The sequence below is a fragment of the Streptomyces sp. NPDC093801 genome, from assembly GCF_040701585.1.
GTDB lineage: Bacteria > Actinomycetota > Actinomycetes > Streptomycetales > Streptomycetaceae > Streptomyces.
This window is the reverse complement of sequence record NZ_JBFBDP010000019.1, coordinates 86,149-100,452: the sequence shown is the minus strand read 5'-3', so window position 1 is coordinate 100,452 and position 14,304 is coordinate 86,149. Positions and strand designations below refer to the sequence as shown.

General features: G+C 73.9%; 14 protein-coding genes. 2 read left to right on the top strand and 12 right to left on the bottom strand.

The features are described 5' to 3' along the window. The gene (locus AB0469_RS22755) at window positions 1-465 is read right to left on the bottom strand and encodes a cyclic nucleotide-binding domain-containing protein (protein WP_366453241.1); all 465 of its coding nucleotides are present in this window, start codon (window positions 463-465) and stop codon (window positions 1-3) included. Between the two features lie 300 nt (window positions 466-765). Here AB0469_RS22755 and AB0469_RS22750 point away from each other — a divergent pair, with 300 nt between their 5' ends. Both AB0469_RS22750 and AB0469_RS22745 read left to right on the top strand, forming a co-directional pair. Further along, window positions 766-1,224 (top strand): Hsp20/alpha crystallin family protein, encoded by a 459-nt coding sequence (locus AB0469_RS22750; protein ID WP_366453240.1) that lies wholly within the window; start codon window positions 766-768, stop codon window positions 1,222-1,224. Continuing rightward, window positions 1,221-1,724 (top strand): flavodoxin domain-containing protein, encoded by a 504-nt coding sequence (locus tag AB0469_RS22745; protein WP_366453239.1) that lies wholly within the window; start codon window positions 1,221-1,223, stop codon window positions 1,722-1,724. The genes AB0469_RS22750 and AB0469_RS22745 overlap by 4 nt, the downstream gene beginning before the upstream one ends. Before the next feature lie 102 nt (window positions 1,725-1,826). On the opposite strand, the gene AB0469_RS22740 is transcribed toward AB0469_RS22745, so the two are convergent. The 11 genes from AB0469_RS22740 to AB0469_RS22690 form a co-directional block, all read right to left on the bottom strand. Beyond that, window positions 1,827-2,429 carry a CBS domain-containing protein gene (locus AB0469_RS22740; protein WP_366453238.1) on the bottom strand — a complete coding sequence of 201 codons (603 nt, stop codon included), beginning with the start codon at window positions 2,427-2,429 and terminating at the stop codon, window positions 1,827-1,829. Window positions 2,430-2,690: 261 nt separating this feature from the next. Further along, a complete protein-coding gene (locus AB0469_RS22735; RefSeq protein ID WP_366453237.1) occupies window positions 2,691-3,248 on the bottom strand; it encodes a nucleoside 2-deoxyribosyltransferase in 558 nt (185 codons plus the stop codon). A 58-nt stretch (window positions 3,249-3,306) separates the two neighbouring features. After that, window positions 3,307-3,957 (bottom strand): class I SAM-dependent methyltransferase, encoded by a 651-nt coding sequence (locus AB0469_RS22730; protein WP_366453236.1) that lies wholly within the window; start codon window positions 3,955-3,957, stop codon window positions 3,307-3,309. 30 nt (window positions 3,958-3,987) lie between these two features. Beyond that, window positions 3,988-5,871, bottom strand: a complete 1,884-nt coding sequence (locus AB0469_RS22725; RefSeq protein ID WP_366453235.1) for a hypothetical protein — start codon at window positions 5,869-5,871, stop codon at window positions 3,988-3,990. 134 nt (window positions 5,872-6,005) lie between these two features. Continuing rightward, entirely contained in the window at window positions 6,006-7,232 is a 1,227-nt protein-coding gene (locus AB0469_RS22720) for an MFS transporter (protein WP_366453234.1), read from the bottom strand. Window positions 7,233-7,315: 83 nt separating this feature from the next. Beyond that, window positions 7,316-8,554, bottom strand: coding sequence for an ATP-dependent carboxylate-amine ligase (locus tag AB0469_RS22715; protein WP_366453233.1), 1,239 nt, complete (start codon window positions 8,552-8,554; stop codon window positions 7,316-7,318). Then, window positions 8,551-9,732, bottom strand: coding sequence for a DegT/DnrJ/EryC1/StrS family aminotransferase (locus tag AB0469_RS22710; RefSeq protein ID WP_366453232.1), 1,182 nt, complete (start codon window positions 9,730-9,732; stop codon window positions 8,551-8,553). The genes AB0469_RS22715 and AB0469_RS22710 overlap by 4 nt, the downstream gene beginning before the upstream one ends. Beyond that, window positions 9,729-10,895: an arginine 2,3-aminomutase gene (blsG, locus tag AB0469_RS22705; protein ID WP_366453231.1), complete on the bottom strand. Its 1,167-nt coding sequence runs from the start codon at window positions 10,893-10,895 to the stop codon at window positions 9,729-9,731. Before blsG ends, AB0469_RS22710 begins: the two co-directional genes overlap by 4 nt. A gap of 107 nt (window positions 10,896-11,002) precedes the next feature. Continuing rightward, window positions 11,003-11,932: a CGA synthase-related protein gene (gene blsF / locus AB0469_RS22700; RefSeq protein ID WP_366453230.1), complete on the bottom strand. Its 930-nt coding sequence runs from the start codon at window positions 11,930-11,932 to the stop codon at window positions 11,003-11,005. After that, a complete protein-coding gene (blsE, locus tag AB0469_RS22695; protein WP_366453229.1) occupies window positions 11,920-12,909 on the bottom strand; it encodes a cytosylglucuronate decarboxylase in 990 nt (329 codons plus the stop codon). Before blsE ends, blsF begins: the two co-directional genes overlap by 13 nt. A gap of 96 nt (window positions 12,910-13,005) precedes the next feature. After that, the gene (locus AB0469_RS22690; RefSeq protein ID WP_366453228.1) at window positions 13,006-14,259 is read right to left on the bottom strand and encodes a hydroxymethylcytosylglucuronate/cytosylglucuronate synthase; all 1,254 of its coding nucleotides are present in this window, start codon (window positions 14,257-14,259) and stop codon (window positions 13,006-13,008) included. Window positions 14,260-14,304: the final 45 nt, after the last annotated feature.

Here is a 14,304-nt window from a genome sequence, read left to right as displayed (position 1 = left end):
CTACAGGGAGCTGCCGCTTCCGTAAGGGGCGTACAGGTCGAGCAGGCGGACCCTGGTCGCCTGCAGGCGGTGGGCGAGGACCTGGGCGACCCACTGGCCGATGGCGGAGCCGAATGCGGTGTCGGCGTCCATCAGCGTCCGCACGCGCTCGGCATCGAACTCGTACGCGCGCACGGGGGTCATCGCTTCGGCGCCCAGGTGCCAGGTGTAGGGCTTGAACAGCCACGAGCAGCCGACGAGCTGGCCGGCGCCCAGACGCTCCACGACCGCTGCGCGCCGACCGGGAACGTGGACGTCCAGCGTCACGGTCCCGGACCGGACGATCCAGAACCTGTCGGCGTGGCCGCCCTCGCGGAAGAGACGGGTCCCCTCGGCGAAGTTCACCTCCCGGGCCGTCTCCATCAGCCGCGTGCGGGCGTCGGCCGGCAGTGCTGCGGCGATGCGGGTGGGGGACGGGGTGCTCATCGGCGGCCTCCTGACTCGAATCCATCTCCGGTCTTCGCGTGCCCGCGGCTTCCGGGCGTGGGCCCGATGGCCCCGTCGCCTCCCCTCCACCAGTGTGCTCGACGCCGCGGCGGAGCTCCACGCGACGCCTCGGCCGGCGCCCCACCCCGTGGGTCGGGCCGTGCACGGCCCGACCCGGGGCCGAATGGTCCTGGCACTGCCCCGACAGGCCCAAGCGGACCGTGGGCCGACGGGCCGACAGTGGTGACGGAAACCGCACGGAGGCGCCGTCGCACGGCGTCGGAGACCCGGGAGCACCCCATGGCAGACACACAGATGGAGCGGAGGCGCAGCCTCTTCCCCGACCTCTCCGACTGGCTCGGATCGGACTTCCCGCGCTTCCCGATGTGGCGGCCGACCCTCGGCACCCACCCCATCCCGATCGAGGTGACCAGCAGCGACGGCACGTACACGCTCCGTGCCGAAATGCCCGGGCTGGACCCCGAGAAGGACGTCGAGATCACCATCGACGGCGACACCCTCACCGTCGGCGCCGAGCACACCGAGAGCACGGAGGCCAAGGACCACTCGGAGTTCCGCTACGGATCCTTCCTCCGCAGCGTCCGGCTGCCCGGACCGATCCCCACCGAAGGAGTCGACGCCTCCTACGAGGACGGCATCCTCACGGTCCGCGTCCCGATGGAGACCGAACCGCCCGCCGGCCGCCGCAGCATTCCCGTCAGGCGTGCCCGGACCTCGCAGACGGGAGAGCGGGCATGACCGCCAAAAGGGTCCTCGTCGCCTACGGCAGCCGGCACGGCGCCACCGCCGGGATCGCCTCGGAGATCGGACGGGCCCTCCGCGAGGACGGCCTCGACGCCGTGGTGCTCCCGGCGGACGACGTGGACGACGTCCGGGGCTTCGACGCGGTCGTCCTGGGCGGGGCCCTGTACGCCGGCCGCTGGAGCGGCAAGGCCCTGCACTGCGCGGAACGCAATGAGCAGTACCTCAGGCACCGGCCGGTCTTCCTGTTCAGCAGCGGCCCGGTCGACAGCTCCGCCGAACGGCACGAGATCCCGCCGGTGCCGGCGGTGGCCCGGCAGATGGAACGGCTCGGCGCCCGGGAGCACGTCACCTTCGGAGGCAGCATCACCGACCACACCCCGGGAATCATCGCCAAGGCACTGGTCCGGCACGGCAAGGGCGGGGACTTCCGCAACTCGGAACGGATCCAGACCTGGGCCCACCACATCAGCAGCGAACTGGCCACGGCCGCCTGAGAGGCACGACCGTCGGCAGCGGTCCGCCCGTCGCCGAGGCGGGCGGACCGGCCGTCTGCGCCCGGGGGCGACGGCGACGGCCGGCCCTGAAACGGGCCGCCGTCAGGCCGGCACCCGCGCGTGGAGCGTGGACGTGACGTCCACGACCCCCGGAACGGTACGCGCGACGCGCACGAGCACGTCGGCCAGCGCCGGATCGGCCACCTCGCCCTCCATCCGTACGACGCCGTGGTCGACGTGCGCGTGCACGTCGGCAGTTCCGGAGGGGACCAGCCGAGTGGTGATCAGGTCCCGCAGCTCCTCGGCGATGTCCGCGTCGGGGCGCAGGTAGATCTTCAGGAGGTCGCCGCGGCTGACGACGCCCACGAGCCTGCCGTCGTCATCGACCACCGGCAGCCGCTTGAAGTGTCCTTGCGCCATGAGGCGGGCGGCTGCGGCGATCGTGGCCTGCCGGGGCACGGTCACGGGCGGAACGGTCATCAGCTGCCCGGCGGTCACGCTGTGGGAGGCGTCGGTGCCCTCCGCCTTGGCCAGGAGATCGGCTTCGGAGACCACACCGGCGACCCTGCCCCCGGCCGACAGGACGGGCAGGGAGCTGAAGCCCCACCGCCGCATGGTCTCGACGATGTCGTGGACCGGCGCCGTGCCGTCGACCGAGACGACGGCGTGCGTCATGACGTCGTTGACGCTGCGCAGGTGGTGCATGATTCCTCCAACCCCTGGATTCCGTGCTCCCAGACTGGCTGTGCGCGCCCGGCGGGGAGTAGGGCCGACCGGCCCCCGGGCGGGGGCTGCGTGGTCCGGTTCTCACGCCGTGTGCGGCGGGTCCTCCCCCCCCCGCTCCGGCCGCCCGCCCCCGGCGGCGGGGCCCACCGGTCCGGGGACGGGCGTGCAGGTCCCACCCGGTGGGCGGCCGGGGTGGGCGGGAGGAGGGCCGGCCCCTCGGGCGCGTCCGCCCGGCCGTGCTCAGCGACGGCCGCCGCCGCCCTCCCGCTGCCGCAGGACCGCCAGGTCCACCGCCCGGTCGACGGCGGGCAGGCAGGCGGCGATGTCCGTGTGGACCACGTACTCCACCGACGCGACCGTGTGCAGGCCCTGCACCAGGAAGGTGTACTCCCGGTCGCGCTCCAGCAGCAGGACGATCGGCTTGCCGAAGGCACTGGCCCACCCGATCTCGATGTGGGTGCCCGGGGAGGCCGGGTGGCCCGGCAGGGCCACGAACACGTCCGCCTTGCGGATCTCGTCCTGGTCGAGCTTGGTGCACTGTTCCGGCCGCATCAGCTCCGCCCCCCACGCCTCGCGGCGGTGGGCGTTGTGCACGGACAGCCCCTGCGCCTCGAAGTGCTTGATCAGGACGTCGAACGGGGCCCGGGCACCGGCCGGCATCTCCCCGGTCTCGGGGTCCAGGAGCTGGATGAACGGACCGGCGAGGAAGACCGAGCGGATGCCCAGGTCGGGGCGGATGCCGGGCGAAGAGGGGGAGCCGAGGGGGGCAGGGGGGTCGAGCGGCGGGGTGATGGCCATGGGAGGTACCTCCGGGATGAGCGCTGGTGCGGTCGGGGCGGCTGAAGGGCGGAGCGGATCAGTCCTTGAGGAAGCACTGGATGAACGCGTCGCCGGTGGTGCCGCCGTGCGTGTACTCGGTGGTGTCGTACGCGGCGAAGGGGTGCCGCTCGACCCGGATCCGGCGGAAGTGCGGGAGGTACTGCCAGCGCAGCTCCGGCTTGGTGCTGAAGAACGGGATGAAGACGCCGCCGGGGCGCAGCACCCGGACGACCTCCGGCATGGCCTGGGCCCACAGATCGGCGTCCGTCCAGACCTCCATGTCGAGGGCGGGGTCGAAGAACATCCCGTCGATGCTCTCCGACGGCAGTTCGAAGATCCGCTCGAAGAAGTCGCCGCGCTCGATCGTGAGGTTGTCGGGTACGTGAGGGTGCCGGGCCCGGAACAGGTCCTCGACCTCGTCGAAGAGTTCCAGCACCGTGTGGCTGCGGGTCGCGGGGTTGCCGGCGATGCGCAGCGCGGACAGGCCGAGACCGAGCCCGACCTCGTAGAAGTCCTTTCCGTACTCGCACAGCATGTCGGCGCTGGCCCACATCAGGTCCCGCTCCCAGGCCTGCATGGCCTGCTCGCCGCCGATGCTGAGGGTCACTTCGCCGTTCTGCTCGATCAGTTCGATCGCCGGCCCGTCCGCGGGCGCGGTGCCCGCCTCGGCTACGTCCTGGCTCTGCATGCTCTTCTCCTCGTGGGGTGTGGGGGTCGGTCAGACGGTCCGGGGAAGGACGCCGAAGTGCCGCCGGGCCGTGGAGACGGCCAGGTCCTGTACGGCGAACACGGTGAAGTAGTAGGCCTGCGGGGCGGTCCCGGGGGCGAAGTGCACACGGAACGCGACGTCCTCGGCCCGCCCGCCGGTGAGCCGGATCCTGGTGGTGGCGGGCTCCACGGTCGTGTCCTCGCGCAGGTAGGTCGGGACGAAGAGGCCCAGCCGGACCGGCCCGGTACGGGCCGCGGTGACCGTGGCCCGCACCTCCAGCACCCCGCCCTGCGCGACCTCGTCCGCGGCGTGGGCGAGCAGCGCGGGCGCGTCGGGGATCCGGAAGGTGACGTCGCCGCACCGCATGCAGACGGCGCAGGTGGTGTCCAGGACGTGCGGGAGCAGTCCCCGCCGGGTGAACTCCTGTGCGGGGCGGCCGCAGTGGCAGGTGACCTCCCGGACGTCCGGGTCCAGGCTGCTGCGGTCGCCGAAGTACGCCGGGTAGTTCATCAGCTCGGTCTCGGGATCGGCCGCGACCTGCTCGGCGATCACGTGGTCGAGGGACTGCAGGTCCGCCGTGAGGGAGGCCTCGATCTGCTCGGGCGACTGGTCGGCGAGGTGCGTGGGCCTGGCCACCCAGAGGTCGACCTTCCGGGCCAGTTTGGTCAGCCGGGGCCGCAGCCCGTGGTGGTGCGGCAGCAGGTCCGAGGCGAGGTAGGCGGTGAGCCGGGCGCCCGTGGTCAACAGCAGCGGGTTGGGACGGTGGTCCGAGGGAGCGGGTGGCGCCGGCGTCTCCTGCGGCGCGCCCGGCAGCCCGAAGCGCATGAACGCCGGGTAGGGGTGCGAGCCCGCCAGGCTGGCGTTGAGGGTGTCGACCGAGTCCGCGCCGGTGAGGGCGCCGTGCATCCAGGCGACGTTCTCGGGCCGGTCGGAGTCGTGCACCGACACCGCCGAGACCACCGTACGGGCCGGACCGTCCAGGGCGTTCAGCAGCAGCTGGTACTTCGGGTCGTAGAGGGCGAGGTCCGCGAGGGGACCGCTGTTGCACGCGCTGAGCACCAGCTCCACGGCCTCCACCCGGTTGAGGGGGACCAGCTTGTCCTCCGGCTTGTAGCAGGGCAGGCCGTACGCGCAGCGCGGGCCGAGCAGTCCGGGCACGGCCGGGGCGGAGGCGTTCAGACCGCAGAGGGTGAACTCGCCGAGGTTGACGCTGTCGTCCTTGCCGTGGCCCTGGAAGCCCACCCGCCGCCACCGGGTGCCGAGGATCTCCGCCTGGATGTCGGCGCGCTCGAAGTCCCGGTCGTCGAAGACCTGCACACCGGGCAGCCGCGGGGGCCGGTCCGTGTCGGTGAAGAGGCCCAGCGCGTCCACGTCGAGGGCGGGCTCCGCGTACTGCTTGGCTACGTTCCAGCAGACGGAGGCGCCGTCGCGGCCGCTCAGCAGCGTCAGGCCGTGCCGCGGGCCCCGGTAGGTGGCCATCAGCAGGTCCCGGACGGGGTCGAGGGTGAGCCGGTCGTAGAGGCCGACGAGCAGCAGCGAACCGCCGTGCCGGGCCCGGAACGCCGCCACGTCCGCCAGCTCCTCCTCGCCCGCCCACGTCCGGGCGAACGGACGGGCCAGCTCCGCGAGCCCCTCGGGCAGGTGCCCCGCGCCGAGGACGACCCCGACGTCCAGCGGGTGCGGCCGCCGCAGGCCGCCGTACAGCCGGCCGGCGAGCTCGACGCTCTCCGCCAGATCGGCGCGGTCCCCGGTCGGCACCGGCACCGGCGGGAGCCCGGGCGAGTCCAGGAACTCCCGGACCGCTCCGGCGAATTCCTGCCCGTCGACCGGGCGGAACAAGGGGCACGGCCCGGCGGGCCCGTCGGTTCGCTGCTCGGTGAGCGCGGCGTTCATGGTGGACCACCTCGTGTCGTCGGCGCCGGGGCGCGGGGTAGGGGGGACGGGGGACGGGGGGCGGGGAGAGGGAAGGACGGGGAGCGGCTGCGCGCCGGGTACGGGGCGAGGGGCGGGTGTGCCGGGCCCGGCCGTCATGCCGCGCACTTCAGCGCCGGCGCCGCACGCCGCGCCAGCAGCCCCCGGCAGGCGAGGGCCAGCGCGGCGGCGGCCAGGGCGGTTCCGGTCGCCACCGCGAACACCGTCCGCGGCCCGAACGGTTCCATCAGCAGCCCGCCGGCCTGCTGGCCCAGCGCGTCGCCGAGGACGGTGGCCAGCGACGCCCAGGTGAACGCCTCGGCCATGGACCGTCCTTCGGCGATGCCGCTCACCAGGCTCATCTCGGTGGCGGAGACCAGGGCGATCGGCACGCTGCCCACCGCGAGCGCCACGGCCAGCCCCACCTGGGACCCGGCGAGCAGCGTCAGCCCGGTGCCGACGGCGTAGGCCAGCAGGAGGCGGGCCAGGCGCACCTGCGGGGCCACCTCGGACTGGGACCGGCCGAGCCAGACCGCCCCCAGCGCGCTGCCGACACCCCAGCAGGCGTACACCACGCCCGCGCCGCCCGGAGCCCCGTGCCGGTCGACGAACGCCGGGATGGCCAGGGTCAGCAGGCCGATGGGCACCGCGGAGACGGCCATGATGCCGGTCAGCGCCAGCAGGGCCGGCTCCCGCAGCGGGCCCAGCGGGTGGCGCGGACCCTTCGGGGCCTGCGGGGCGGCCTCGGTGCCGGCGGGCAGCCTGGTGTACGCGAGCCCGAGCGTGCCCACCCCGCCCACCACCGCGATCACCGTCAGCGCCAGGCCCGCCGGACCGGCCAGCATCAGCGCCGCCAGCATCAGCGGCGCGCCGATCACCAGGACCTCGGTGAGCAGCGCCTCCCAGAGGTAGGCCGTCTCGCGCTCCTCCTCCCGCAGCGGCAGCCGCGCCCAGAGCGAGCGCATGCAGGCGTTCGCGGGCGGCAGCACCATCCCCGCGACGACCGCAGCCACCGGCTGCGCCCAGCCGTCGGGGCGGGTCGCCCACACCAGGACGGCGAGCGCCAGCGGGTAGGCGACGGCGGTCGCGGTCAGCACCGCCGCGCGGCCGCTGCGGTCGAGGCGGCGGGCGATCAGCGGGCTGCCGAGGGCCATCCCGATCGTGTAGAGCGCCGCGACCAGTCCGGCCCGGGCGTAACTGCCGCCCTGCTCGCGGACGGTCAGGACGAGGGCCAGCGACATCAGGTAGACCGGCAGTCTGGAGACGACGCTCCACCAGGCCGCCCCGGCCACCCGGGGACGTGTGAGCAGGTCGAGGAAGCGACGGGGCAGGCCGCTGGTCACGTGTCGGTCTCCGTTTCGACGGCCGTGCGGGGCGGCCGGGTCGGGTGCCGGGGCGCCGTTGCGGCGGCCGGCTCGGGCGGCGGTCAGGCAGGGACGGCGGAGGCCTCCTGCGCCACCACCTCGATCGTGAAACGGGCCAGTACGTCGCGCATCCGGCTCTCCACCTCCCCGACCGAGGCTCCCACGACATGGGCGTACCCGGAGGCGTTGTGCGAGGCCCGCCGGGCCGTCACGGTGTCACCGGCGCGCACCTTGAGCACGGCGTCGATGACCCCGGGCATGCCCAGCAGTTCCTCCCGCGGGGTGATCCGCCGGATCGTCCCGGAGCCGGGCAGCGGCAGCAGCAGGTCGCCCGCGCAGCGGCGCTCGCCGTAGCGGAGGTCGGGCCGCCGGCCGAGGTAGACCTCCAGGGTGGCGCCGAACACGTCGAAGCCGTACGCGTGGCCGTGGTTCGCGGGGATCTCGCAGCCGGCGAGCCGCACGCCGATCTCGCCGGCGTACACCTCGCCGTCGATCAGGAAGAACTCCATGTGGGCGTAGCCGTGGTCGATGCCCATGCCCGTGACGATGCGCTGGACGAGGGCCCGCAGGTCGACGGCCGGGCCCTCGCCGGTGCCGACGCTGATGTTGGCGTTCATGGCGCCGTCGACGATCTCCAGCGGGCGGCAGGGCATGGCGCTCGGCCAGGCGTCGAGGACCTCGCCGCCGAGGACGATCGCGCAGACCTCCCACTCGGTGCCCCCGAGGTACGCCTCGACCATCCAGTCCCGCGCCGCGAGGTCGATCCCGGAGAGGCCGCCCGGCCCGTCGAGCCGGTGGGTGTCCACGCAGGCGAACGAGTCCACCGGCTTGAGCACCACCGGCCAGCCGTGCCGGTCGGCGAACCTCTCGATCCCGGCGGCCGACCGCACGCGCGCGAACTCCGCCGTGCGCAGGCCCAGTTCCCGGAAGCAGGCCTTCATGGCCGCCTTGTCGCGGACCAGGGCCACCTGCCGCTCGGTCAGGTGCGGCAGGCCGGCGAGCCGCGCGAACCGCTGGGCGGCCGCCTGCCGGGGCTCCGAGGGATTGCAGAACCTGGTCGGCGCCGTCGGCAGCCCCGCCGCCCACTCCCGGTACCGCCGGGCCTCCTCGGCCGGCGCAGCGTCCTCGCGCACCCAGAAGGCGGGCAGGTGCGCGGTTTCCCGGAGGTAGTCCTCGGACAGGTCCGGCCGGGTGCCGGCGAACCGCAGCAGGACCAGTCGGCCGGAGAGCTCCCGGGCCGCGTAGCGGGTGAAGGACGACGGCCGGTCGTCCACCATCAACAGCACCTCGGCGCCGCTCACACCGCCTCCAGCACCCGGCGGACGGCCTTGGCCGCGAGCGCCTGCTCCTCCTCCGGGAGTTCCGGGGAGAGCGGCAGGCACAGGGTGCGGTCCAGCAGGTCCCTCGTGCGGGCGAAGCCGTCGCGGCTGAGGGCGAGGGGTCCCTCCGGGGCGTGGTTCCACGGAAAGCCGTCGCGGTACAGCGAACGGCGGCCGGTGAGCACCGGGTGTGCGGGCAGCAGGTACTTCCCGAGCGTCCAGTTGGCGATGCCGGCCCCGGTGAGCGCGGCCACGGCGGCGTCCCGCAGCTCCTTGCTCTCGCACCGGAAGCGCAGGCTGACCTTGACGTCGCCGGCCGCCCGGGGCCGGACTTCCAGGTCGGTGCGCGCGGGCAGTTCGGCCATGGCGATCGCGTACATCCGCTCCAGCCCGGCGAGCAGCTCGTCGAGGTGGCGGAACTGCTGGCACTGGACGGCCGCGACCTGCTCGCTGGTGACGAAGTTCTCCCCGAAGTGGGCGTCCTCGTCCCAGGTCGGGTAGTGGCCGGGCACCCGGGCCGAACCGTGGTCGTGGTAGCGGCGCATGGTCGCCCAGGCGTCGTCGTCGCCGGTGACGACGAGCCCGCCCTCGCCCGAGGTGAGGACCTTGTTGTGGTGGAAGCTGAACGTCCCGGCGTAGCCGGCCGTTCCCGCGTGCCGGCCGTCCGGGAGGCGTGCGCCGAGCGACTGCGCGCAGTCCTCGATCAGGTACGGCACGCCCGCCGGCAGCGGGGCGACGGTGCCCTCCATGTGGGCCGTGATCACGCGCTGCGCGTCCGGCGGCAGCAGCGTCGGGTCCATCGAGAGCGAGTCGTCGGCGTCGACCAGGACCGGGATCAGGCCGCAGGACAGCACCGCGCCGGCCACCGCGACGAACGTCACGGCCGGGACGTACACCGGGTCGCCGACGGCCGGGCGGGTGGAGATCAGCGCCAGCCGCAGCGCCTCCGTGCAGTTGTGCACGGCGAGGGCGTGGCCCGCACCGAGCCGTTCGGCCACGGTCCGCTCCAGGCGGGAGGCCATGCTCTCGGTCTCCGTCTGGTACCGGAACAGGACCTGGTGCTCGATCACCTTCTTCAGTTCCGACATGTCGGACCAGTCGAGGTAGTTCGCTCCGTAGGGCAGGAAGCGCTGCCCGAGCCGCTTGTCGAGTGTGCTCATCGTGTGTCGGACTCCGTGATCGGCTGCGCGTGGCCGCCGACGACCATTTCCTGGCCTCGGTAGTTGCGCAGCAGCAGGCCGTCGGGGGTGGGGGTGTAGGAGGGCCGCGCGATGGGGATCTTGCCGATCCTGGTGGTGAGGACGTACTGGGGGACGCCGAACCCGGTGATGTGGCCCTGGAGGCCGTCCATGATCTCCCAGCCCTTCTCCACCGTCGTCATGAAGTGGGAGACCCCTGTGACGTTGTCGCAGTGGTAGAGGTAGTACGGGCGGACCCGGATCCGCAGCAGCTCGGTCATCAGCGTGCGCATGACGGCCACGTCGTCGTTGATCCCGCGCAGCAGCACCGTCTGGTTCCCGACCGGGATGCCGTGCCGCAGCAGGCGGTCCACGGCCGCCGCGGCCTCCGGCGTGATCTCCTTGGGGTGGTTGAAATGGGTGTTCAGCCAGACCGGGTGGTAGCGGGAGAGCATGGAGCAGAGGTCTTCGGTGATCCGCTGCGGCAGCAGGACGGGGAACCTGCTGCCGATCCGGATGATCTCCACGCTGGGGATCGCCCGCAGCCCGGCGATGATCTCCTCCAGCTTGCCGTCCTGGTAGGAGAGCGGATCGCCGCCGGTCAGCAGGACGTCCCGGATCTCGGGGTGCTCGGCGATGTAGCGCAGGTCCTCGTCGAAGGAGCCGCCCTCGTCGTCACGGAAGTAGGTGCCGTCGACGTCGGTCGTGTGGAACTTGCGCGTGCAGTGGCGGCAGTAGACGGGGCAGGCCTCGGTGATCAGCATGATCACGCGGTCCGGGTACTTGTGCACGACCCGGTTGGTCTTGCGGTAGTAGGTGTCCCCGACGGGGTCGACCTCGGCCCCGGGGAACTCCATCAGCTCGCCGAGCGCCGGCACCGCCTGCTGCCGGACCGGACAGGCGGGGTCGTCCGGGTCCATCAGGGAGGCGTAGTACGGGGTGACGCTCCAGCGGTACTTGCCCGCCACCCCGGCGATGGCCTCCTCCTCGTCGGCGCTGAGGTTGATCCACTGCCTGGCCTTGTCGACGTTGGTGATGCGCCGGCGCATGTGCCAGCGCCAGTCGTCCCAGTCGTTCTCGGGGACCCGGGGACGGACCAGTTCGGGGCGGGTGACGGTGACGGGTTCGCGGACGGTGTCGGACATGGCGGCTCCAGCACGGCGCGGACGACGTGGATGAGTGGGCCGGAAGCGGCGGGGCCGGACCGGCGGGCTGACGAGGAGGCGTGGGCGGACGGTCCCCGGGGCGGGATTCACAAGGGGGCGAGGGCGAGTTGGCGGAGGGTACGGGCGACCCGCTGGGCGCCGCGCAGGTCGTCCAGGGCCGGGTCCAGCAGGTGCCACGGACCGGCTGCCGGGGGCGCCCACAGGCCCGGGTCCGCGGGGTCCTCGGCCGAGGGCAGCGGCAGGACCTCGCCGACCTGTGCGGCCAGGGCCCGCTGTACGGTCCCCAACGCCGGCAGCAGCACCAGCGGTGCCCGGCGGGCCTGGGCGAGGGCGAGCGCCCCGAGCACCGGCGAGGCGAGGAACACGGCGGCCTCCGCGTGGAGGGCGTCCGGGTCCGTCTCGGACGCCCGGAGCACCCGCACGCCCGGATGCGCCGCCAGCGCGGACCGCACGCGTGCGAGCCCGGTGTCGGCGACCACGGTGCAGCTCCCGGTGCGGTCCAGCGCGGCGGCGGCCAGCTCGGGCAGCGCCCCGGAGGCGAAGGACTCCGCCTCGGCATCGGGGACGCCCCACAGCGACAGCATCAGGAGGGTGCCCGAGCGGGTCCGGCTCCGCCCGGTGCGCCGCGGCGCGAGGATCCCGGTGGGCCGGGCGCCCCGGGCACCGGGCCCGGGCGGCGGCAGCCACCCCGGCCGGTGCACCCGCAGGAGCGCGCGCTGCGGCGGCGCTCCGCCGTCGGCCGGGCCGGCGGGCCCCGATTCCAGGTGCACCACCGGTACGCCCAGCTCCAGGAGCCGCCCGGTGGCGGCCGCGTCGTCGCAGACCAGCGCCGCGGCCGGCGGGGGTTCGAGCCCGTCCCGGCCGGTCCGGCGCAGCCCCCCGAGGTGGGCGGCCACGCGGGCGAGGGCGAGGACCGAGTCCAGCCGGTCCTCGCGGGCGCCGAGCAGCACCCGCGGACCGGGGCCGCCGCCTTCCGGCGCGGCCGGTGCGGCCCCGGACGGGTTCAGTAGTGCCATGCTCCCACCGCCCCGAGCCGCGCCACGTCGTCGCTGTATCCGGCGGCGGTGGTGGAGCACCCGCTGCACACCTCGGGACCGCGTTCGCGGAAGTAGTCGGCGTGCGCACGGAACACCGGGGTGTCCAGCCGGACCACCCCCTGCTCCCGCAGTGGTGCGCCGCCGGGCCCGTCGTCGCCCTCCCGGTGCGGGATGCAGCTGCACGCGTACATCCGCCCGTACTTGCCGTCCACGTAGATGACGTCGTCGGCGACGTGGCACAGCGGTCCGGCGGCGCGCGGGGTGACGGACCCGGTGAAGTACCGCTCCTGTTCCTGCGGGGTGTCCCCGTAGAAGCGCTTGCCCATCGGGACCAGCAGGGCGGCCGGGTCCGCGTCGTAGATCGGATCGCAGACGCTGCGGACGCGGTCGGCGTCCGGGTAGGTGATCGTGCGGTCGAGCTTGAGCGCGGACAGCTCCCACTGGCGCACCCCCGCCTCCGTCAGGACCTCCTGGAGCCGCGGCATCTCGGCGTAGTTGTGCGGTCCCACCACGGTGTTGACCCTCGGGAGGACACCCAGCGCGGCGGCCTCCCGCAGGCCCCGCAGCCCGCTGTCGAACAGGCCGGGGGTGCGCCGGTAGACGTCATGGGTGGCGCCCGAGGCGCCGTCCAGGCTGACGATCACCTGGGCCAGGCCGGCCGCGGCCAGCGGGGCGGCCATCCGGGGCAGCAGCGAGCCGTTGGTGATGAGGGACATCTTCATCCCGGCGGCCGTACCGGCGCGCACCAGGTCCACCACGTCGGGGTGCATCAGCGGTTCGCCCCCGGTGAACCGGACGTAGCCCACCCCGGCGTCCCTGGCCTTGGGCAGCAGGTCGGCGAAGTCCTCCGGGGAGAAGCGGTACGCGTCGCGGGAGAGGGCGAACTCGCACATGAAGCAGTCGGCGTTGCAGGCTTCCAGGATCCTGATGAAGAGGTAGCGATCGCGTGCACGCACGGGCGGAGACCTTCCAGGCGACTCACGGGACGGATGGGACGGTGCGGTGGGGCGGCGCGGGTCCGGCCGCCGGGCCGGCCGGACCGTGCGGGCGCGTCAGGACGGAGGACCGGACGCGCCCAGGACTTCGAGGAGTGCGTCGGCGACCTGGACCGAGCCTCGGGTGCCCACCGCGGTGGTGAGCGCGTCCCACGCGCCGACGCCGGCGGAGCGGCGCAGCGCGTCCAGGACACCGTCGCGCAGGGCGCGGCCGACCTCCTGCCGCGAATCGCCCTGCGCGGCCGCCCCGATGGAGCCGTAGATCCGTTCGAGGGCGTGGTCCTCGCCCCTCGCGCGGAGCGCCAGCACCTCGTCCTCGACGAGTACCTCCTTGGGCCAGAGCACCCGCAGCCGGGCCCCGAGCGCCTGGCTGTGGTACCGGCCGTTGAAGATCTGGCTGAGGTTCTGCGGAGGCAGGCAGACGGTGGGGACGCCCAGTCCGCCCGCTTCGAGCAGGGTGGTCAGGCCCGGTGAGGTGAGCAGGACGTCACAGGCGTCCAGCCGCTCCAGGAAGGCGCCGTGCCCGAGCGGGCCGGCGGTGGTCCGCGGCGGGGCGGCGCAGGAGTCGACGAGGCCGCCCACCAGGCCGCCGGGCAGGTTGCCGGCGATGTGCACCTCCTCGACCCCGTGGGCGGCGAGGGCCTCGAGGGCGGCCGGGAGGACCAGGCGCGGGTAGTGCTCCGGAGCGGGGAGGTTCGGCGCGCGCAGACCGCCCAGGCTGATCAGCGCCCTGCGGTACGGGCGGCCCGCACCGCGCCCGGATCCCCGTTCCGGCTCGGAGGCGCGGGGCCGGGCGATGACCGCCTCGACCCAGCGCAGCCCCCGGGCGTCGGCGAGCACGCTGCGGCACTCGGGCGGCAGCTCGACGCTCTTCTGGGCGCAGTACACGGTCGCGTCCAGCGGCAGCGCCGCCCGGTCGCCCTCGGACCAGAGGAAGGGCAGGCTGTCGACGAAGACGGTGGGCACGCCGGCGGCCAGCAGCGCCGTCGCCGCCGCGCCGTCCAGGACCACCACGGCGGCCCGCACCCCCTGCGACCGTACGAACTCCGCGACCCAGGCGGCCGTTCGGCCGGGATCGTCCGGCAGGTCGTACCAGCCGTCCACCGCGTGTTCGGCGAGCAGGGGGCGGCCCAGTCCCGATGCCATTCCGACGAATCGCAAGGGAGGCGCCGACCGTTCCCGCAGCGCGGAGAGGACCGCGCTGAGTTTTCCCGAACTTCCCCATCCGAATTCCGCCCCGACGAGTGCGACGGTGGCGACGCCCGGGGGATCGGAGGGAGCCGCGGAGTTCAGTGCGGGGATGGGCGGCATCGGCTGGCTCTCGCCTTTCGGTGGAGGAATGGCATTACCGGGAAA

Bases quoted from the DNA above. Each gene is read 5' to 3' on its own strand.
- AB0469_RS22740 (WP_366453238.1), bottom strand. From the start codon at position 2,429: ATGCACCACCTGCGCAGCGTCAACGACGTCATGACGCACGCCGTCGTC.
- blsG (WP_366453231.1), bottom strand. From the start codon at position 10,895: ATGTCCGACACCGTCCGCGAACCCGTCACCGTCACCCGCCCCGAACTG.
- AB0469_RS22745 (WP_366453239.1), top strand. From the start codon at position 1,221: ATGACCGCCAAAAGGGTCCTCGTCGCCTACGGCAGCCGGCACGGCGCC.
- blsF (WP_366453230.1), bottom strand. From the start codon at position 11,932: ATGGCACTACTGAACCCGTCCGGGGCCGCACCGGCCGCGCCGGAAGGC.
- AB0469_RS22690 (WP_366453228.1), bottom strand. From the start codon at position 14,259: ATGCCGCCCATCCCCGCACTGAACTCCGCGGCTCCCTCCGATCCCCCG.
- AB0469_RS22755 (WP_366453241.1), bottom strand. From the start codon at position 465: ATGAGCACCCCGTCCCCCACCCGCATCGCCGCAGCACTGCCGGCCGAC.
- AB0469_RS22710 (WP_366453232.1), bottom strand. From the start codon at position 9,732: ATGAGCACACTCGACAAGCGGCTCGGGCAGCGCTTCCTGCCCTACGGA.
- AB0469_RS22735 (WP_366453237.1), bottom strand. From the start codon at position 3,248: ATGGCCATCACCCCGCCGCTCGACCCCCCTGCCCCCCTCGGCTCCCCC.
- AB0469_RS22725 (WP_366453235.1), bottom strand. From the start codon at position 5,871: ATGAACGCCGCGCTCACCGAGCAGCGAACCGACGGGCCCGCCGGGCCG.
- AB0469_RS22750 (WP_366453240.1), top strand. From the start codon at position 766: ATGGCAGACACACAGATGGAGCGGAGGCGCAGCCTCTTCCCCGACCTC.
- AB0469_RS22730 (WP_366453236.1), bottom strand. From the start codon at position 3,957: ATGCAGAGCCAGGACGTAGCCGAGGCGGGCACCGCGCCCGCGGACGGG.